Source organism: Paenibacillus sp. W2I17 (assembly GCF_030815985.1).
Taxonomy (GTDB): Bacteria; Bacillota; Bacilli; order Paenibacillales; family Paenibacillaceae; genus Paenibacillus.
Genome location: NZ_JAUSXM010000001.1, coordinates 3,658,252 through 3,677,560, shown reverse-complemented (window position 1 = coordinate 3,677,560; position 19,309 = coordinate 3,658,252). Strand labels below are relative to the sequence as shown.

Annotated in this window: 15 protein-coding genes; 12 read left to right on the top strand and 3 right to left on the bottom strand. The window is 45.9% G+C overall.

The window, feature by feature from the left end:
• Positions 1-13 precede the first annotated feature (13 nt).
• The 7 genes from QF041_RS16275 to QF041_RS16245 all read left to right on the top strand — a co-directional run bounded on the left by QF041_RS16275 (position 14) and on the right by QF041_RS16245 (position 9,898).
• Positions 14-862, top strand: coding sequence for a GNAT family N-acetyltransferase (locus QF041_RS16275; protein WP_307414935.1), 849 nt, complete (start codon positions 14-16; stop codon positions 860-862).
• 198 nt (positions 863-1,060) lie between these two features.
• Positions 1,061-2,863, top strand: a complete 1,803-nt coding sequence (locus tag QF041_RS16270) for a cache domain-containing sensor histidine kinase (RefSeq protein ID WP_307414934.1) — start codon at positions 1,061-1,063, stop codon at positions 2,861-2,863.
• Between the two features lie 11 nt (positions 2,864-2,874).
• Complete coding sequence (locus QF041_RS16265; RefSeq protein WP_307414933.1) at positions 2,875-4,449, top strand: response regulator; 1,575 nt, start codon at positions 2,875-2,877, stop codon at positions 4,447-4,449.
• Between the two features lie 175 nt (positions 4,450-4,624).
• Positions 4,625-6,298, top strand: a complete 1,674-nt coding sequence (locus QF041_RS16260; RefSeq protein ID WP_307414932.1) for an extracellular solute-binding protein — start codon at positions 4,625-4,627, stop codon at positions 6,296-6,298.
• 136 nt (positions 6,299-6,434) lie between these two features.
• Complete coding sequence (locus QF041_RS16255) at positions 6,435-7,409, top strand: ABC transporter permease (protein WP_036606005.1); 975 nt, start codon at positions 6,435-6,437, stop codon at positions 7,407-7,409.
• A 15-nt stretch (positions 7,410-7,424) separates the two neighbouring features.
• Positions 7,425-8,324, top strand: a complete 900-nt coding sequence (locus QF041_RS16250; protein WP_017690606.1) for a carbohydrate ABC transporter permease — start codon at positions 7,425-7,427, stop codon at positions 8,322-8,324.
• Entirely contained in the window at positions 8,321-9,898 is a 1,578-nt protein-coding gene (locus QF041_RS16245; RefSeq protein WP_307414931.1) for a glycoside hydrolase family 43 protein, read from the top strand. The genes QF041_RS16250 and QF041_RS16245 overlap by 4 nt, the downstream gene beginning before the upstream one ends.
• A gap of 108 nt (positions 9,899-10,006) precedes the next feature.
• Here the strand turns inward: QF041_RS16245 and QF041_RS16240 are convergent, their stop codons facing one another.
• A complete protein-coding gene (locus QF041_RS16240) occupies positions 10,007-10,951 on the bottom strand; it encodes an alpha/beta hydrolase fold domain-containing protein (protein WP_307414930.1) in 945 nt (314 codons plus the stop codon).
• Positions 10,952-11,144: 193 nt separating this feature from the next.
• Between QF041_RS16240 and QF041_RS16235 the strand changes: the two genes are divergently transcribed.
• From QF041_RS16235 to QF041_RS16225, 3 genes are all read left to right on the top strand, one after another.
• Positions 11,145-11,474: an ArsR/SmtB family transcription factor gene (locus QF041_RS16235; protein ID WP_017690603.1), complete on the top strand. Its 330-nt coding sequence runs from the start codon at positions 11,145-11,147 to the stop codon at positions 11,472-11,474.
• 166 nt (positions 11,475-11,640) lie between these two features.
• Positions 11,641-13,416, top strand: coding sequence for a SulP family inorganic anion transporter (locus QF041_RS16230; protein ID WP_307414929.1), 1,776 nt, complete (start codon positions 11,641-11,643; stop codon positions 13,414-13,416).
• Between the two features lie 168 nt (positions 13,417-13,584).
• The gene (locus tag QF041_RS16225) at positions 13,585-14,574 is read left to right on the top strand and encodes a phosphotransferase (protein ID WP_307414928.1); all 990 of its coding nucleotides are present in this window, start codon (positions 13,585-13,587) and stop codon (positions 14,572-14,574) included.
• Positions 14,575-14,686: 112 nt separating this feature from the next.
• Here the strand turns inward: QF041_RS16225 and QF041_RS16220 are convergent, their stop codons facing one another.
• A complete protein-coding gene (locus QF041_RS16220) occupies positions 14,687-15,679 on the bottom strand; it encodes a DUF4003 family protein (RefSeq protein WP_307414927.1) in 993 nt (330 codons plus the stop codon).
• Positions 15,680-15,751: 72 nt separating this feature from the next.
• Positions 15,752-16,057 (bottom strand): DUF6713 family protein, encoded by a 306-nt coding sequence (locus QF041_RS16215; RefSeq protein WP_307414926.1) that lies wholly within the window; start codon positions 16,055-16,057, stop codon positions 15,752-15,754.
• A gap of 440 nt (positions 16,058-16,497) precedes the next feature.
• Here QF041_RS16215 and QF041_RS16210 point away from each other — a divergent pair, with 440 nt between their 5' ends.
• Together QF041_RS16210 and QF041_RS16205 are read left to right on the top strand one after the other, a co-directional pair.
• On the top strand, positions 16,498-17,877 hold the full coding sequence (locus tag QF041_RS16210) for an amino acid permease (protein WP_307414925.1): 1,380 nt from the start codon (positions 16,498-16,500) through the stop codon (positions 17,875-17,877).
• A gap of 277 nt (positions 17,878-18,154) precedes the next feature.
• On the top strand, positions 18,155-19,057 hold the full coding sequence (locus QF041_RS16205; RefSeq protein ID WP_124118614.1) for an SDR family oxidoreductase: 903 nt from the start codon (positions 18,155-18,157) through the stop codon (positions 19,055-19,057).
• The last annotated feature ends 252 nt before the right edge of the window (positions 19,058-19,309 follow it).

The window sequence follows — 19,309 nt, the reverse complement described above, 5'->3', positions numbered from 1 at the left end:
GAGAGAGGCACTAATGTACAGTTATAAGATGTTGGACAAGATAAGCATGGAGACACTTCACGAGGCGTTTGTGGATGCATTCTCCGACTACCAGGTTAAAATGGATTTGCCTTTTTGGAAATTTCAACAAATGCTCCAACGAAGGGGGTATCACCCCGAAATATCTATGGGAGCCTTTAAAGATGAGAGAATGGTCGGATTTGTTATCAATGGACTTCGAAGCTGGAATGGAAAGGCAACTGCATATGACCTTGGGACAGGCGTTGTAAAAGATTGCAGACGGCAAGGCATAACAAGCGAGCTGCTCTTGAATATTCAAAAGCTGTTAAAAGAAAAAAATGTAGAGCACTATTTGCTGGAAGTCATCCAATCCAACGAATCTGCAGTTCAGCTGTACAGTAAACAAAACTTCAAAATTCAAAGGGAATTTTCATGTTTCCAGTTGCAAAAAGATAAATTCATACCGCAAACGACCTGCACGGTGGAATGTGTGGAGAGAATCGACTTGGAGCCGTTTAAGGAATTTTGGGATGTGGAGCCATCCTGGCAAAATTCAATTGATTCCATCTACGCTGTACCGGAGGCTTTTATCTATGTGGTTGCACGTCAGGATCACAGCATTGTTGGCTATGGCATTATAGATCAAAAAACAGGTGATGTTCCACAGCTCGCAGTGAACCAAAATTACCGGGGCAAAGGTATTGCAAGCAGCATCCTGACAGAGATGGTCCAACGCACAGAATCGCCTAGAATCAGTGTCCTCAATGTGGAGTCTCATCTGAAACCGATGGAAGATTTCCTTCTGGTCAAATCAGGTTTTGCATATCATGTGGGCCAGTACGAAATGCTCTTGAAATTATAACGAGATACCCGTTTCGACTTAAGATCAGATCGGGTTCATACGAAAATATGTGGGTGTTAGTGTCCGTCTTGTTGGGCCAGTTGAACGGGAGGTTGATTAAAGGCTTCCCGGAAATCCTGGATTGCAGTATCCAACCCATCCTGTACTCGTTATAATAATGTTGATATATGACATGGTTAGAGGAGACAAAGACATAACATGAGCCGAAAGAAATACTGTAAGCGTATTCAGTTTTTGGATGATTGGAGTCTCAAAACCAAGTTGTACATATTGTTCATTTTTTGTGTGCTGGTCCCGGTCCTGGTCACAAATACCGTGTTTTACCAAAGCATCAAAGGTAACATTGAAGAGAAGGAGCATAGCCGATTCAATGAAATGCAGCAAAGGATCAAGTTCAACCTGCGGAACAGTATAGACAATAGCTTGTATGTGTCCAATTTTCTCTACACCGATGGAACGCTGAACCGGTTCATGGAGTTCAAGTATCGCGATCAGGAAGACTATTACTCTGCCTACTATGATATGCTTAGCAACAACAATCTGGTCAGGTACTACTACAGCTACCAGCAGGTGAATCAAATTACGTTTTATGTTGGCAATGAAACCTTCGTCAATGGAGGAAACTTCATTAAGCTGGATGATGAGGTGGAGAAAAGTGATTGGTATCAGGCGCTGATGAACACGAGTGACCATATCATGATCTATTCGTATTTTGACAAACAGCAGGCGGAGATGTCGCAAAGTCAGGGAGGACGCAAAGTAAGCATTATTCGTAAGCTGGATTACTTTGGGGAGCAGCAGGTTGAAAAGGTATTAAAGGTTGATCTGGACTACGCTTTCATCAACAAATCGCTTAAAAATGAGGGAGCCAATGGGAAGGTGTATGTCGTTTCGGATGGCAGGGTCATTTTCTCGAACGATTCAAAAATGAACCAGACGCGCCAGCCATTTAATCTGATTGCAAACAGTCCAATTGACCCTGTTCAATCCATGCAATCGATCCCCGTCGTATCCGAGGATTGGCAGATTGTCGTCAGCACAGAGAAATTGGACGTTCTGTCGGAGATTGTTAATTCCAAGCTTAATTTGACTTTGCTGATCATTCTTAATCTGTTGGTGCCCACACTGCTGATCTGGTTGATATCCAGATCACTGGTCATCAGAGTTGATCGGATAGCGAAGCACCTGGATCAAGTGAAGCATGAGAAATTTGAGGTGATATCGGGACCTGTGGGCAAGGACGAGATCGGCAGCCTGACCCATAGTTATAACATGATGGTCATCAAGATCAAGAACTTGATTGAGATTGTGTTTAAGGGTCAGGTGGAGCGGCAAGCCCTTGAGCTCTCCAAAAAGCAGGCGGAGCTGAAAGCCCTTCAGAGTCAGGTGAATCCCCATTTCATGTTCAACACGCTTGAAACGATCCGTATGCGGAGTTTGATCAAGGACGAGCTTGAAACCTCCGATGTCATTCATAGACTGGCACTGCTGTTACGTCAGACGATCAATTGGGGCGACGATCTGATTACAATTGCAGAGGAAATCAATTTTGTGGAGAGTTATCTGAGTATCCAGCAGTATCGCTTTGGCGAAAAGCTGCAATTCGCAATCCGGATCACAGACGAATCCATTGCTGCCATGATGATACCCAAGTTAACCGTGCTCACCTTTGTGGAGAATGCTTGTATCCATGGCATTGAGGGGACGTCGAATGATGGGGTCGTGGAGGTATTATTCGAAATTCGAAGTAAGGAGCTGTATATCTCCATTCGAGATACCGGAGTTGGTATGGATCAGGACAAGCTGGCCTCGCTCCGCAAAATGATGCAAGACCCGAGTATGGATCGGATGAGCGAGCTTAGCAGCATTGGTATGATGAATGCATATATTCGGCTGCGGATGTATTTTAATGATTTCGTTCAGGTGCACATATTCAGTGAAAAGGGGAAGGGAACAACGATTGGCATTCAAATTCCTCTTATGCAGGCATCTCAAGAATAAGGAGCGAGGATATGATCAACGTGCTGATTGTGGACGATGAGCCATTTATTCGCCAAGGACTTCTATTGTTAATTGATTGGGAGTCTTACGGGTTTCAGATTTGCGGTCAGGCTTCCAATGGTATGCAGGCATTGGAGTGCATACGCGCTATGCAGCCCGATCTGGTGATTTCCGACATTAAGATGCCGGAAATGGACGGAATGCAGCTTGCCAAAACCTTGTACGAGCAATATAACGGTGACATCAAGCTGATTCTTCTAAGTGGATTCTATGAGTTCGGATATGCCAAGCAGGCTATTAAATACCAGGTGGATGACTATATTCTCAAGCCTATTGTGAAGACCGAACTGGTTCAGGTGCTTGAGGAGTTCAGGGTCGCATTTAATGCGCGGACGGAAGAGAAGCGATATCAGCAAAAAAAAGATCGGATTATTATGGCTCAGCATATGCAGTCAATCTTGCTTGGGGTGGCTGAGGAGGATGCTGTTACGAGTCTGCAGCCCCACTATCAAGATGCCGGCATACTGCGTTGCATCCTGATTGAGGCGGAAGCTGGTCCAGAACAGGGAACGGATTGGTGCGCTCGGGTTGAGGCATGGGTGGGCAGGCCCTTGCCTGGACAAATTTTGAAGCCGTTCACAGGTGATAAAAATGCGGTTCTGCTCATTGTTACGGACCTGATGGTGAACCGTGAGGCAGTGACCTTGGAGCAATATTTGACCCGATTACATGCCGATCTGAGCCATGGTCAAGAGGCGGCTATTGCTTGTTATGTCGGGAAGGAAGTACATGAGTTGGAGGCGCTGCACGAGTCTTATCAATCCTGCGGCATAATGAAAAGCTTACGTTTCTTCACTACTTGCAGGCCCATTTATTACTTCGAACTTATGGATACGACCCTATTTGTTAATCGGCCGGGACAGTTCGAAAAACAACTGTTTGATGGGCTAGTCAAGTCTATTGAGGAACAGCAGACGGATGAGTTATACAGTCATGCAAAGGCCATTTTTCGATTTTTTCTGGATGAGCGAATCGAGCCTGGTATTGTCCGCATCCACTTGCATTATTTGGCATACACATTGCTGGATCTCGTGAATAACGATACGGTTACTCCAGATTCCGGGCTGATGGAATCGACTTTTCTGAAGGTGAACTACGCGATGTTATCCATGGAGGAAAACATTGAACATTTATGCGAATTCTCACTCATGTGCGCAGAGAAACTGAAGGAGCAGCAAAAGTCGAATGCGATGGGCGTATTAGCCAAAATTGAGGCCTTCATTCACGAGCATTTCAGAGAAAATATCAGCCTGAAGTTGCTCGGGGAGCAATTTTACATGAATAGTGCATATCTGGGTCAGATTTTCAAAAAGCATTTCTCGATCAGCTTCAGTGATTATTTGAATCAATTGCGTATTGAGGAAGCCGCCCGGCTGTTGCGCAGAACAGATCAAAGAGTATACGAAATCGCAACAATGGTGGGATATCGGGATTCCGATTACTTTATTAGCCGGTTCGAGAAACTCATGGGGGAGACTCCTGCACAATATCGTAAAAGTGCCCATGCTGCGTACTCTCTTGATTAACATCCTGCACTCCTTGACGGAGCGGCGGGATATTTTTTTTCGCAGATGCTGGAATTAGTGGGATTCCATCTATAGTTTATCCCGTTGAGAGGGGCATGGAAGCATGATAATTTTAAGTCAGCCTTTGGAAAGCGCTTTCCAAAAAGCTTCTGTCAATATAATCGATGGAGGGGTCATGATGAAAAAGGATGTTAGAAAAAGAATCAAGTACAGTGCTCTGCTAGCTTTAATACTGGTCATCGCACTCACTGGATGTACAACAGGATCGTCCTCGAAAGGTGAAAAGACAGCAGATGGAAGGGAATTGAAACAATTTTCTGCATTTTTTGCCGTACCGGGAAAAATTGCGCCTGACGATAATCGGGTGTTAAAGGCTATTGAGGAGAAAACAGGCGTCAGAGTAACGATGGACTGGCTTACGGGCCAAACAGCCAAAGAGCGGATTGGTGTACTCATTGCAGGCGGCGAATATCCCGATTTTATCGATGGGAGTGATGGTACTCAGCAACTGGTAGCAGCAGGGGCGTTAGTACCGCTTGAGGATTACATCGATAAATATCCAAACATCAAAAATTACCTTGGCGAAGACTGGAAGAAGATGAAAAATACGACGGATGGACATATCTACTTCATTCCTCAATTCGGCAATATACAAGAGAAATCGATGAAAGTATCCCATGACGGAGAAGCATTCTGGATTCAGAAGGCCGTACTGGAGTGGGATAATTATCCGACAATCAAAACGCTTGACCAATACTTCGACTTGATTGAACGGTATAAAGCAGCTCACCCGACCGTTGATGGTCAGCCAACAATTGGATTTGAAATTATCTCCTATGACTGGCGTTATTTCGCACTGGAGAACCCTCCGCTCTTCATGGCTGGTTATCCTAACGAAGGCGCAGCCATCGTTGATAAAGAAACGCTGACGGCCAAAAACTATAATACCATTCCGGAAGCGAAGGCATATTTCAAGAAAATTAATGAGGTATATCATCAGGGCCTCGTCGATAACGAAACCTTTACAGCAAACTATGATCAATATATCTCCAAAATTTCAACCGGACGTGTGCTGGGCATGGTGGATCAAGGATGGCAGTTCCTTGACGCCGAGGCATCACTCGTGAAGCAAAAATTGTATGACAAAACCTATGTACCGTTGTCCATTACACTCTCCGAGGATGTTAAAGGGCGTTATCAAAACAATCCAATCCTTAACGTGAATGGTGGCTTGGCCATTACAAAGAGCTGCGAGGATATCGAGGGAGCACTTCAATATATTAATGATTTGCTGGACCCTGAGATGGAGGTATTGAGAACCTGGGGACAGGAAGGCGTGGATTACCAAGTCGATGACAAAGGTGTGTTCTCCAGGAATGAAGAGCAACGTGCGAATTCCAAAGATCCGGACTGGGTTCTGGCAAACACGGGAAGCCCGTTGGTCTATTTCCCGCATCATGAAGGCATGACCGCTGACGGGAAGAATGCCCTTGACCCTAAGGAGCAGCCGGAGGAGTATCTTGCCACATTGAATGACATCGACAAAAAAGTGCTGAAGGCTTATGGATATACGAAGTTTACCGACTTCCTGGAGCCTGCGGAGGAAAATGAACCGTGGTTCCCGATCTATACCTATAATTTTGAACCAAATAAACCGGAGACCATCGCCAGACAGAAAATGGACGATGTAAAACGCAAATGGTTGCCAAAAGTGATTATGACTTCACCAACCGAATTTGATAAGGCTTGGGAAGAATATCAAGCTACGCTCAAGGAAAGTGCAGATATTAAAGCGTATGAAGATGCGCTGACGGAAGAAGTCCGTAGACGTATGGAACTGTGGGGATAAAGGCCTGTCACACAGAAAGGCTATGGGGAACCCTGTAGCCTTTCTTACACGCTAGATTGGGAGATTGGATAGGAATGGAATCGATTCACCCAGACTGGGTGATATAGATAAACTCGTAAGCAAGGAGAGAAAAAACATGGCCAAAAAGGAGTTGCAGCCTTCGTTAAAAACCAGCCATATCCCAGCGGGAACAAGCTGGATTGGGTACAACCTGTCCAGAATGAAAAGTCAGCGACAATTAATGTGGATGTCATTTCCGTTTATTGCGTTTATCGCTATTTTTGCGTATGGACCATTATGGGGCTGGTTGATGGCGTTTCAGAATTATAGACCGGGCATTGGTTTTATGGAGCAGGATTGGGTGGGAGTGGATCATTTTCGAACGTTATTCACGGACCCTACATTTTTACGTGTCATTCGCAATACGCTGGCGATGAGCCTGATCAGTCTGTTTCTGGGATTTGTCGGCTCGATTGGTCTGGCGCTCTTATTGAATGAACTGCGAATGGTATTGTTCAAACGCGTGGTACAGACGGTTTCCTACCTTCCACATTTCCTGTCGTGGATCATCGTAACAGGTATCGTTGCGAATGTATTGTCAACGGAAACAGGAATAGTGAATGTGCTGTTGACGAAATTGGGTCTGATTGATGCACCGATCAATTTTTTTGCCGAACCCAAATACTTCTGGGGGATTGTAGGTCTGTCCAGCATGTGGAAGGAAATCGGCTGGGGCACGATTATTTATCTGGCGGCCATGGCGTCGATTAATCCGAGCTTGTACGAGGCAGCTTCCATCGACGGAGCCGGACGGTTTCGTAAAATGTTCAATGTCACGCTTCCAAGCATCAAACCAACGATTATTATCCTGCTTATCATCAACGTTGGTAACGTACTGAACGCAGGTTTTGAGATTCAATACTTGCTGGGGAACGGACTTGTGCAGGATGTATCCGAGACGATCGACATTTTTGTTCTGAAATACGGGATTAATCTCGGCAACTACTCACTTGCCACCGCAGCAGGCATTTTCAAAAGTGTGGTCAGTCTGGTGCTCATATTTATCGCCAACGGGATTGCCAAGTCTCTTGGTGAAGAGCGATTGATATGATAAGGGGGCAGAGCTGTGAAGCGATTTAGTAGAAAACGAAGCTTGGGAGACTCTATTTTTTCTATCACCAATGGCATATTTATGTTGCTTGTCATGGTTGTTACGTTATATCCTTTTTTAAACACCATTGCCGTATCTTTCAATAACGGGCTGGATACGATCCGCGGGGGGATCTATCTCTGGCCGAGGGAATGGACGCTGCAAAATTACGTCTCCGTATTCCAAAACCCGAATCTGACGCAAGCCGCATTTGTTTCGGTCGCCAGAACCGTGGTGGGAACGGTTGTACAGCTGTTCTGTACAGCCATGCTGGCCTATGTACTGAGCCGCAAGGAGTATATGTTTAACAAATTGGTCACGACGCTGTTTGTCATGACGATGTATTTCAGCGGCGGCTTAATTCCGGGATACATGCTGATCAAACAAGTGGGGCTGCTGAACAGCTTCTGGGTATACATTATTCCCGGGTTGATCGGGGTGTTTAACATGATCGTCATTCGTACCTACATTCAGGGACTGTCGGAGGGATTGATTGAATCCGCGAAGATGGATGGAGCCGGAGATTTTCGGATTTTCATGCGTATCGTGCTTCCCCTCTCCAAGCCAGTTCTGGCTACGGTTGCACTGTTTATTGCTGTAGGTCAGTGGAACTCCTGGTTTGACTCCATGTTGTACACGGCGGGAAATCGGAATTTGACCACCTTGCAGTATGAGCTGATGAAATTGTTATCCTCTGCGACCTCACAGGGGGGGACCGTCAACGTGGATTCATTCAAAAATGTAACCAACATGGTGACGCCTGTATCCATTCGTGCAGCGATCACGGTTGTGACGGCAATGCCGATCGTTTTACTGTATCCGTTCTTGCAAAAATACTTTGTGACTGGACTAACCATTGGAGGGGTAAAAGAATGAAAAATTCAAATCAAAGCGAACAATGCACGTTTAATAATCCGATTATGCCCGGGTTTTATCCAGATCCGTCCGTATGCCGGGTGGGTGAAGATTTTTATCTGGTGACATCAACATTTGCCTATTTTCCTGGCGTTCCGATCTTTCAGAGCCGTGATCTAGTGAATTGGAAACAGATTGGCAATGTGCTGGACCGCCCTTCACAGTTAAATCTTCAGGGAGCAGGCCATTCACAGGGGATATTCGCTCCAACGCTTCGGTATCATGAAGGCACCTTCTATATGATTACAACCAATGTATCACATGGCGGCAATTTTGTTGTAACCGCTACCGACCCGGCTGGGCCATGGTCTGATCCTTATTTTATAGAAGGCGCAGAAGGCATAGACCCTACGATTTTCTTCGATGACGGCAAAGCGTATTACCTTGGTACACGTCCTTGCTCTGAGGGAGTTCGTTATAATGGCAATTGGGAAGTGTGGCTGCGGGAGTTGGATCTGGGCAGTATGAAGCTGGTGGGAGACAGCTACGTTCTGTGGCGCGGGGCGATGGTGGATGTTATCTGGCCGGAAGGACCGCATCTGTATAAGATCGATGAATATTACTATTTATTGATTGCAGAGGGAGGCACAGGGCCAAACCATGCCGTGACCATTGCTCGTAGCAAAAGTTTGACCGAAGGATACGTCGGGAATCCGAATAATCCAATCATTACACATCGCCATTTGGGTAAACGTTACCCTGTTGTTAATGTAGGACATGCCGACTTGGTGCAGGCTGCGAACGGTCAATGGTTCATGGTCATGCTTGCTTCGCGTCCATATGGAGGGAGCTATAGCAACCTGGGGCGGGAGACTTTCCTTGCTTCTGTCGTTTGGGAGGACGGATGGCCTGTTGTTAATGAGGGCCGCGGAATCCTGGAGGAGCAGGGCACATTGGATTTGAAGCCTGTTCCGGTAGAGCCGCAACTGCGTTTTGACCATTTTGACAGTGATAAACTGGGCTTGCAATGGATGTTCCTGCGCAATCCTCAGGAGGATCTCTATTCATTAACCGAACGAAAAGGATACTTGCGGCTGAAGCTGAAACCGCAAACATTGAAGGAAAAAGAAAATTCCAGCTTTGTTTGTCTGCGTCAAAGGCATATGGATTATGTCGCAGCTACAGCGATGGAATTTGTGCCTGGAAATGCAAACGAAACGGCTGGTCTTGTCGTCATTCAGAACGATCAGTATCACGTACGGATTGAGCGTGCTCTGGCCGAGAAACAGCAGGTGCTGCGTGTAGTGACCGTTATAGATGGTCAGGATAGCCACATTGCGCAAATCGCGCTGGATGATGAAGTATCGCGAGTGTATATCAAACTGGCTGCGACAGGTCAGCAACTCAACTTCTATTACAGCACAGATGGAAGTCAGTATCATCTGGTGGCGGAACAGGTGGATACAAGCAGCCTGAGCACCGAAGTAGCCGGCGGCTTTGTTGGCTGCTGTATCGGAATGTTCAGCAGCAGCAACGGTACTTCTTCCGATCAGGTAGCGGACTTTGACTGGTTTGAATATGGTTCATATAAATAATATTTAGATGACAGAATAACAGCAAGAAAGCTCAATCCGGTGGCGGTAGTCCAGGGATTGAGCTTTTTTTCGTTTTTTTGCCAAAGGGCTCTGGGGAGGCTTTACAGTCTATTGTCCAGCTTCATGTGCTGAGCTTTTTATGATGTTAACTATTTTACGCTGAGCATCCCTGGCTTCCGGAATCGGATAGAGGACAAAGACATGGTTCATTTTGGGGTAAACGTATGTTTGGTGATCGATTTTTTGATCCGTCAGCAGTTTGTCGAGCTTCATATTATCAGGAAACAAGCCCTCGTGAGTCCCGATAAAGATGCTGATTTTGCCCAGACCGGCGAAATCTCCGTAGATTGGACTGATTAACGGATCGTTCAACGGTTTGTCAGCTGCCCAGATCCGCCGGATGACATCATACCCTTCGACAGCGAGCATAGGGTCGCGGGTCTCGTAATCGAATATGACCGGATTATCCAGCACCATATCCACACAAGGTGATAACAAGATGATATCTTTGGGCTGCGGGAGATCATGCATCTTCAGATAATGGGCCAAGGCTAGGGATATGTTCCCGCCTGCGGAATCCCCCATAATGGTGAGTTGGGCCGGGTCGTCCACGGAGGCAAGCAGATCCCGGTATAGATTGAGCAGTTTCGGATACGTGTGCTGATAATTAAAATGCGGAACCTTTGGATAGATGGGAGCAACAACTTTGGCATTCAGGGCCTGAGCCATGCGGTCCATGAATTTCCAGTGTAAAGACAGCGGCTGGTGTGTATGCGCCCCGCCATGAATGTAGAGAATGACCCTCTGTTCACGGGAATGCTGATCGTTTAATGTGAACACCTGCATGTCTTCATGGGAGCGCTCTTTGATGGAAGATGACAGTTTTGTTTTACCCAAGGTATAAGGTTTAATGTTTTCCAAGCCCATATGATCCAGGTGTTTGCGGGTAAGCTCGCGTGTTGAAAAAAATTTCTTGGTATCTAACGTTCCGATATATTTCTCGAATAGAAAGCTCATCAGCGAGCGTTTGTGATTATGGATATACATGTTCATTGAGGAATCACCCTTCCTGATGGAGTTCAGATATACGGTCTGTGGAGACTATAAGTAAAGTATAAAGGTTGAAGTGTACTTCAAGGTCAATCTTAATTTTTCCATCAAACCGTTATGGTTAGAGTAAAGCATTATACCCGTTCTATGTTATGATATTTGCATCTTCAAAAGTTCGATTGAAGGGGCATAGCGTATGAATCAGAGCATACAACAGTTTAAAGCGGATTTTTTCAAAGCGTTGGCACACCCGATGCGGATTCAGATTCTGGAGCTGCTGAGTGAAGGAGCCAAGAACGTGAATGAACTGCAAAGCATTCTGGGATCGGAAGGCTCTGCCGTTTCACAGCAACTGGCTGTATTGCGCAGCAAAAACGTTGTCCACGGAATTAAAGAAGGGACAACCGTCACCTATTCGCTGCGTGATCCGCTGATTAAGGACCTGCTGGCAGTCACCAAACAGATTTTTGACAATCATCTGGTTGATGCCATTTCCATGCTGGAAGATATTCGTAAAGAGTCCTGACACAATAAACAAGAGCAACTGGGTGTAATCACCGGAGGTTCTTGTTTTTTGTGTTAGATTCCTGCTGGGATTGTGCGTAATCCGATTGACAGGACGTATGCAGGGGAGTAGTCTTTTAAATTATATTCAAATATTCAAATATATGAAGAAAAGAAGGTTTTTGTATATGAAATGGATGGGGAGATATGCAGGGTACAATGCTGCCGCTTTTCGCAAGGATCTGTTATCAGGACTGATTGTAGGTATCATTGCGATTCCACTCGGTATGGCCTTTGCCATCGCTTCCGGAGTCAAACCGGAGTATGGATTGTATACCACAGTAATCGCAGGGATTCTCATTTCCTTGCTGGGTGGGTCCAAGTTCCAGATTGGCGGGCCAACGGGGGCATTCATTCCGATCCTCTTTGCCATTGTGATGCAGTATGGATATGAGAATCTGCTGATCGCCGGAATGATGGCCGGTTTGATGCTTGTACTTATGGGCATATTCAAGCTTGGGGCATTAATTAAGTTTATTCCAAGGCCAGTGACTATCGGTTTTACGGCAGGGATCGCCGTCATTATTTTTAGCGGACAAATTACGAACTTTCTGGGACTTCGAGGCATCGAGAAGCACGAGGATTTCTGGTCCAATATGAAAGAAATCGGAATGCATATCTCGACGATTAATATATACAGTGTGCTTACAGCTGGAATCTGTCTGGCTGTTCTTCTGCTTGTGCCCAAGTTTGCACCAAAGGTACCTGCATCGCTGGTCGGGCTGGTTCTTTCGACGGTAGTCGCAGCGTTCTTTTTTGAAGGGCAGGTGGCTACAATCGGTTCGTCCTTTGGCGCAATACCTAACTCTTTGCCTCAGTTTCATGTGCCTGAGATCACTTGGGAGCGTATCGTGAACTTGCTGCAACCCGCTTTTGTCATCGCCATGCTGGGTGGAATTGAATCGCTGCTATCCGCAGTTGTTGCCGATGGCATGACCGGAAGTCGGCATAACAGCAATCGAGAGTTGATTGGGCAGGGGATTGCTAATATGGTGACGCCGTTATTTGGTGGTATTCCTGCAACAGGAGCGATTGCACGTACAGCAACAAATATCAAATCCGGCGCAGTATCGCCATGGTCTGGCGTGATTCACGGTGTGGTGGTTTTGCTGGTGTTTGTTCTCTTTGCGCCATATGCATCCCACATTCCTCTTGCCAGTATGGCTCCTGTTCTCATGCTGGTTGCCTGGAATATGAGTGAACGAAGATCCTTCGTACATGTCATGAAAACCAAAACGAACGATTCACTCGTTCTGCTGATTACCTTTTTACTGACCGTATTTACAAGTTTAACAACGGCTGTAGAGGTTGGGTTGATTCTGGCGGTTCTTTTATTTGTTAAACGCATGAGTGAGATGTTGAAGGTTGCCAAAGTACTGCCCGATCCCGATCATAAACATGAGAAAGTCATGGCCCACATGGTTCGGGAAGGACATGACTGTCCGCAAATAAGCCTTTATACCATTGAAGGGCCACTTTTTTTCGGTGCAGCGGATATGTTCGAGAAGTCGGTTATGGATTCGATTCATCGTCGACCAGGCACTCTGCTGTTGCGCATGGGCAAGGTGCCTTTTATGGATACAACAGGTGAATCCAATCTGGCCCGTGTTGTCAAACATATGGAAAGATCCGGGGGCAGGGTTTTACTTTCAGGCATTCAGGCGCAACCGTTGGAGATGCTGAAGAGAACAGCTTTGATTGAACGGATTGGTCCCGATCATATGTTTGAGCACACGGGTGAAGCCATCAATTATGCATTATTGCATCTGGATGTTCAGAAATGCAGGGGGTGCAAACATTTTGCCTTTCGTGAATGTGCTGAATTGTCGAGTGCTGGCACCGACCCAGAGTGTAATAACCTGCTGAAACATGGAAAGCGAGTCAATGCAAATAGCCCTATCTAACCTGCTGATGAGAGAGAGGGAGCTATAGGAGTCTAAAGAGTATTTGTTTATGAAAATATATATTCTGGAAAATAAATGAAAAATATACTATGTTATAGGTTGATAGGTGAAAGGATTACATCGTTCATCAGATGAGAAATAATCATATTAAACCGAAGGAGCAACCATATGTCCATTCAACCGACTGCTTTACGTTCAGTGCTTAACCCCAGGTACCTGGAGTCTGCATTGAGTAATCAATATGACATTGGAACATGGGAAGAATGTTTGTTTTGGCTTAGAGGATTGAATGATACTTACCGGGTTCGCACGTCCAGTGGCATGTGCATTCTCCGTATCTACCGCACTGAAATCACGGAGGCAGATGTTCAGTATGAACTTTCGTTATTGTCTCAACTGAAGAACGTTCTAGGTTCTGCGGAACATACCGACATTGGAGAATACATCGAGAAGAAAGATCATACGGGATATACGGTGTTGGAGGCTGCGGAAGGCAAGCGGGTTGCTGTAATGTTTCGGTATATTGAGGGTACGGAGAACAACCTGGAGGATGAGGAGTCTTGTTACGCCTTTGGTCAATCTGCCGCTGAATTGCATGAGGCTATGGATCAGGTGAACATGGAGCTTCCACGATATGAGCTGGATCTGAAGTTACTTATTGACGAACCCCTTGAGCGAATTATCCACTATATCGGTGAGAACAATGAAGCAGCAGCATTTCTCCATACGTTTGCCACAACGTTAAAAGAACGTATCGTTGCCACTTCCAGACAAGACTTGGACTTTGGTCTGTGCCACGGCGATATGCATGGGAATAACAATGTGTTTCAACAGGAACATCAGTTCATCCATTATGACTTCGAGTGGGCAGCCAAAGGCTGGCGTGCCTATGATTTAGCTCAAGTGAAAGTTCGAAAAAGACAGTCTGATGAGCGAAAAGCAGCATTATGGGATGCGCTCATGACAGGATATCGTTCAGTCAGAAGCTTCTCTGCCGAAGATGAGCAGGCGGTTGATCTCTTTATTGTTGCTCGCCGATTCTGGGTGATGGGACTAGATGTTGCTTTTATTGAGAGTGATACGGGTGCGCTGGACTATGGTTCGGATTGGCTGGATAGTTTCGTGGAAGAATTCCGGGATACGGGGATTATATCCTAGCAAATGATGAATATTATTTAGGTGTAGGTTTGAATGTTTTAAGACCCTTCCGAGTCAACTTGAACTCGGGAGGGTCTTTTTCATCTTATATTGAAGGTAACAGGGTCACTTGTTAGTTGGATGATGATGAAGAAGCGGCAGCAGCCGATGCTGCGGCAGTTGCGGCCATGGCTGCTTGTTGAGCGATGATAATATTTGTGATACTGGTTGAGATTGCTGTCGTAAGCACACCGTTCCGCAGATTCTCCACATGTTGAATGGCTACCAGAGCAGACGAGAACAGGAGCAATTCCTGTTTGTCGATTGACCAGGCACCGAAGCCTTTTTGAGTCCGTAACCAGTCATTTGTTTCCGCGACTTCATCCACTAATGAGTCTCTGTCCGAAGGCAGTAGAGAAAGTATTCCGAGAGAGGCTAACGTATACGTTTTGTCCATTCGAAGATTCCTTTTGCGAAAAGCTTCATTTAAGGCAATCACACGAGCACCTGCATCCGGGGAATCATCTCCAAGAACCAGTACCTGTGTTAACGCCTGCACACTGTTTCTGGAAGAGAACTCCGGTTTTAATTCCCCGTAGAGTTGTTCCATACGTGCCACACCAGTATCTACGTTGAGATCGGAAAGGGCTAACATGGCAGCGAAAATGTAGTCATCCTGTCCAGTGAGGAAACGATGCTCTGCTTTCATGCCGTCATAAAATAATTTGGCCCGCTCCACCGTAGGTTGAAACTGGTCAGGTGATGTCTGAGTAGCGATCTGATAGGCGGCAATAACCAGATAATCAGAGTTGCGAAATTTGATCTCTTTCATCAAGTCATAGACATGCAAGGTGTCTGCCAGTCTCGTCTCTTCATCCGTTGTAAGGGAGAGCATGGCAGCAATGCTAATGGCCGAATTACCTCTGAATGCAGAGAAAAGTTTTGTGTTTTGCTTAATCAACTCATGGCTTTGACGAATAGCTTCCCCATCCGCTGTTTTATTCTCCGCTGCATAGAGCAGGGCAACCAGACGTTGCATCATCGCATGTTGCCATTTGAACGACTTCTTGATGATCTGGGTGTTGGAAACAAATAATTCAACTCGTTCTGCATGATGTTGCTGCATAGGCACACCTCCATATTCACTGTTATTCTACAATACCCTTCCAGCTTCCTTCATTCCGTCGGTGTAAACAGATTAGATGATTAGGAATATCAAATGAATTAAAGCGATTATTCCCATAGGGTAGATCAATGATCTGGAGAACCCGTTTTTAAATTCATTTCGAGGATGCTTTTCGAAAAAGAAGTGTAATACGGTATGTATGATGAAAAAGATATCCAGCACCCAAAATGTAATGGTCTGATACGAGCTAAAAAGAAGAGAGAGGATGATGGTATACATTGGCAGGTGAATCCAAGTGAAATACCTATAGGCTTTATCATCTTCCATATCTTTTAACACCATAAACAATTTCCACTCGGACCGCCTGATGGCATCCATTTCGTGAAGCAGAAAGAGAGACAGGTTAAACAAAAATAAAAACGAGTAAAAAGTCAGGCATGTAAAGCCTCCTATTTTTCAATTTTATACAAGCAGGTCAATAGCGAACAAGTTACTTACGGTATTGCGACCCAAATATACAATACGTGAGTTGTCCTTTGGGGGTTCCAGCAACCTCCCTGTCGAGTCATGTATTAGAAAGTCTCTGTCACTTTGTTTACACAACGCTGCAGTGAATTGTTTATTGAACTTTCTGCCATATTTATTAAGCGGTTATCCTATACCTATATGTGTAGTGAATCCGTTTCCTCACATTCCTTGTTGTATTTCTGCGGCACATCTCGTACAATTTGGTGAAGTAATTCTGCATTGCGTTAATGTGAATGTGAAAATTAAAAAATTACATCAGGAAGCTGCACACAAGAAAAGGGGAGAATCGTTTGGAATCAAAGCAACTATCTAGAGGGCTAAAGCCCCGCCATGTAGAGCTGATTGCACTCGGAGGTACAATCGGCGTTGGTTTGTTCATGGGATCGGCAAGTACGATCAAATGGGCAGGACCATCCGTGCTGCTGGCTTATTTATTAGCTGGTATCGTTATCTTTTTTGTCATGCGCATTATGGGGGAAATGTTGATTCAGGAGCCGGTCACGGGTTCGTTTGCAACATTTGCTCACAAATATATTAGTCCGCTTGCCGGATTCCTGACCGCCTGGAGTTATTGGTTCCTGTGGGTTACGGTGGGTATGGCGGAAGTTACGGCGATTGGCATCTATGTCGGGTATTGGTTCCCGGATATTCCGCAGTGGTTGCCGGCACTTGCTGGGGTGCTGATCATTGCGGCGGCGAATCTGGCAGCGGTGAAGTTCTATGGGGAATTTGAATTCTGGTTTGCGATGATCAAGGTGACGGCTATTGTAGCCATGATTGTGATCGGAACAGGTCTCATCTTCTTCGGTTGGGGGAACGGAGGACAGCCAATCGGGCTGTCGAATCTGTTTAGCCATGGCGGATTCTTCCCTGGAGGGATCAAAGGTTTCCTCTTTGCGCTGTGTATCGTAACGGCTGCGTATCAAGGGGTGGAGATGGTCGGCATTACAGCAGGCGAAGCGGAGAATCCGAAATACACCTTGCGTAAAGCGATCAAAAATATCGTGTGGCGTATTCTTATTTTCTACGTTGGTGCAATATTCGTTATCGTAACCCTGTACCCTTGGAACGAGGTGGGCGAGACGGGCAGCCCGTTTGTGCTCACCTTTGCCAAAGTTGGTATTGTTGCTGCAGCGGGGATCATTAACTTTGTGGTACTCACGGCGGCCATGTCTGGATGCAACAGCGGGATCTACAGTGCAGGACGGATGTTATACACGCTGGCTGAAAATGGGCAGGCACCTGCCTTTTTTAAAAAGCTTTCCAAAGGCGGGGTTCCCCGCAATAGTATCGTCATTACAATCACTTTGCTGTTGATTGGGGTTGTGCTGAACTACCTGATGCCGGACTCCAAGCTGTTCCTGTACATCTACAGTGCAAGTGTTCTTCCGGGTATGGTTCCATGGTTCGCGTTGGCGTTCAGCCAGTTCCGATTCAGAAAGCGTTGGGGCAATGAGATGGCGGATCATAACTTCAAGTCCAAATGGTTCCCGATCAGCAATTACATCATTATTGTGTATCTGATCCTCGTCATTATCGGTATGGCGTTTAACCCGGATACGCGCTTGCCTCTGGTTGTTGGAGCTACGTTTATGGCCATCGTGGTGGCTGGATACTTCGCATTTGGCATCGGCAAAAGACAACGGATAGATGGCGGCGAAAATCGCTAGTCTAATATTCAAAAATCAACTTATATCGTAATATCATACATGCATTCCTTGAAACGATTGGAGAACCTGAGGGTGATTCAGCGTCATTCAGGGAGTGCATTTTTTTCTTAAAATGGTATGGGGTTAGGGGAGATTCAAAGTTAGACGGTTGTCAGGGAATCTGGTTAGCTTAGTTTAAATAACGCCCAACTCGGTTACAAAGGAAAGAGTGCAACATTTAAGAAAACAACTTCTGTGATCGTATTGATCAATATAAATAACCGAGGAGGAATTGAACATGGCTAATCAAGATCAGCACACCATGCAAGATCCAACGACACAATATCCGAAGGCTACACCGGAGTGGAAACAGCAACAGGATGAGCCGGGGCTCCAGCGTGAGATGACCCCTGTTCCCGATGCGGGTGAGAAAAGTTATAAAGGCAGCGGACGTTTAACAGGACGTAAAGCGGTTGTGACCGGAGCCGACAGCGGAATTGGCCGGGCGGCAGCGATTGCTTTTGCCCGTGAAGGTGCAGATGTCGTTCTGGCATATCTGCCGGAAGAGGAAGCAGATGCGCAGGAAGTTGTGAAGCTGATTGAGGAAGCCGGTCGCAAAGCAATTACGATGCCAGGTGACCTGAAAGATGAGAAATACTGTGAAGAACTCATTGAATCTGCGGTAAAAGAGCTTGGCGGGATAGATATCCTTGCTAACGTGGCAGGTAAACAGCAGTTTGTGGAGCAGATTGCGGATCTGACCACCGAGCAATTCGATGCAACGTTCAAAACAAATGTCTATTCCATGTTTTGGCTCTGCAAAGCAGCTGTGAAACATATGAAGCCGGGCAGCTCCATTATCAACACATCATCGATTCAGGCGTACAAACCTTCGCCAATCCTGCTGGATTATGCGACAACGAAGGCATCCATTAACACGTTCAGCAAAGCGCTGGCACAACAGGTGGGTAGCAAAGGGATACGTGTCAATGTTGTTGCACCAGGACCGGTATGGACACCGCTCCAGGTCGTGGGTGGACAACCAGTCGAGAAGCTGGCCGAGTTTGGCTCCAATACACCGCTTGGTCGAGCAGGACAACCTGCCGAGATGGCTCCGGCATTTGTGTTCCTGGCAAGCCAGGAATCCAGCTATGTGAGCGGTGAGACACTGAATGCAAATGGCGGTACGGTTAGTCCGTAGAAAGTCTTAGGTAATCCGATCAGGGTATCAGAGGATACGGTCTCCATATTGGGGGCGGTATCCTCTTTTTTGTCATTAAGATGAGAGAAATAATATATTTTTATATATGAAAGCGTTCTTATATAAAACAGGAAAGGTACATGGTAATATATTCAAGAACATGATCTTCGCTCCCAGCTCTGAGAGTGCGTTGCTTATACAATGAATCTGTTCAGATCAATACACTATGCCTAGGAATCGAAGGAGGAATTC

What these genes read in the sequence shown, in the direction of transcription:
- QF041_RS16220 (WP_307414927.1), bottom strand. Translation starts at nt 15,679, where the DNA reads ATGCAGCAACATCATGCAGAACGAGTTGAATTATTTGTTTCCAACACC.
- QF041_RS16270 (WP_307414934.1), top strand. Translation starts at nt 1,061, where the DNA reads ATGAGCCGAAAGAAATACTGTAAGCGTATTCAGTTTTTGGATGATTGG.
- QF041_RS16230 (WP_307414929.1), top strand. Translation starts at nt 11,641, where the DNA reads ATGAAATGGATGGGGAGATATGCAGGGTACAATGCTGCCGCTTTTCGC.
- QF041_RS16260 (WP_307414932.1), top strand. Translation starts at nt 4,625, where the DNA reads ATGATGAAAAAGGATGTTAGAAAAAGAATCAAGTACAGTGCTCTGCTA.
- QF041_RS16225 (WP_307414928.1), top strand. Translation starts at nt 13,585, where the DNA reads ATGTCCATTCAACCGACTGCTTTACGTTCAGTGCTTAACCCCAGGTAC.
- QF041_RS16215 (WP_307414926.1), bottom strand. Translation starts at nt 16,057, where the DNA reads ATGGATGCCATCAGGCGGTCCGAGTGGAAATTGTTTATGGTGTTAAAA.
- QF041_RS16275 (WP_307414935.1), top strand. Translation starts at nt 14, where the DNA reads ATGTACAGTTATAAGATGTTGGACAAGATAAGCATGGAGACACTTCAC.
- QF041_RS16245 (WP_307414931.1), top strand. Translation starts at nt 8,321, where the DNA reads ATGAAAAATTCAAATCAAAGCGAACAATGCACGTTTAATAATCCGATT.
- QF041_RS16240 (WP_307414930.1), bottom strand. Translation starts at nt 10,951, where the DNA reads ATGAACATGTATATCCATAATCACAAACGCTCGCTGATGAGCTTTCTA.
- QF041_RS16255 (WP_036606005.1), top strand. Translation starts at nt 6,435, where the DNA reads ATGGCCAAAAAGGAGTTGCAGCCTTCGTTAAAAACCAGCCATATCCCA.
- QF041_RS16235 (WP_017690603.1), top strand. Translation starts at nt 11,145, where the DNA reads ATGAATCAGAGCATACAACAGTTTAAAGCGGATTTTTTCAAAGCGTTG.
- QF041_RS16205 (WP_124118614.1), top strand. Translation starts at nt 18,155, where the DNA reads ATGGCTAATCAAGATCAGCACACCATGCAAGATCCAACGACACAATAT.
- QF041_RS16265 (WP_307414933.1), top strand. Translation starts at nt 2,875, where the DNA reads ATGATCAACGTGCTGATTGTGGACGATGAGCCATTTATTCGCCAAGGA.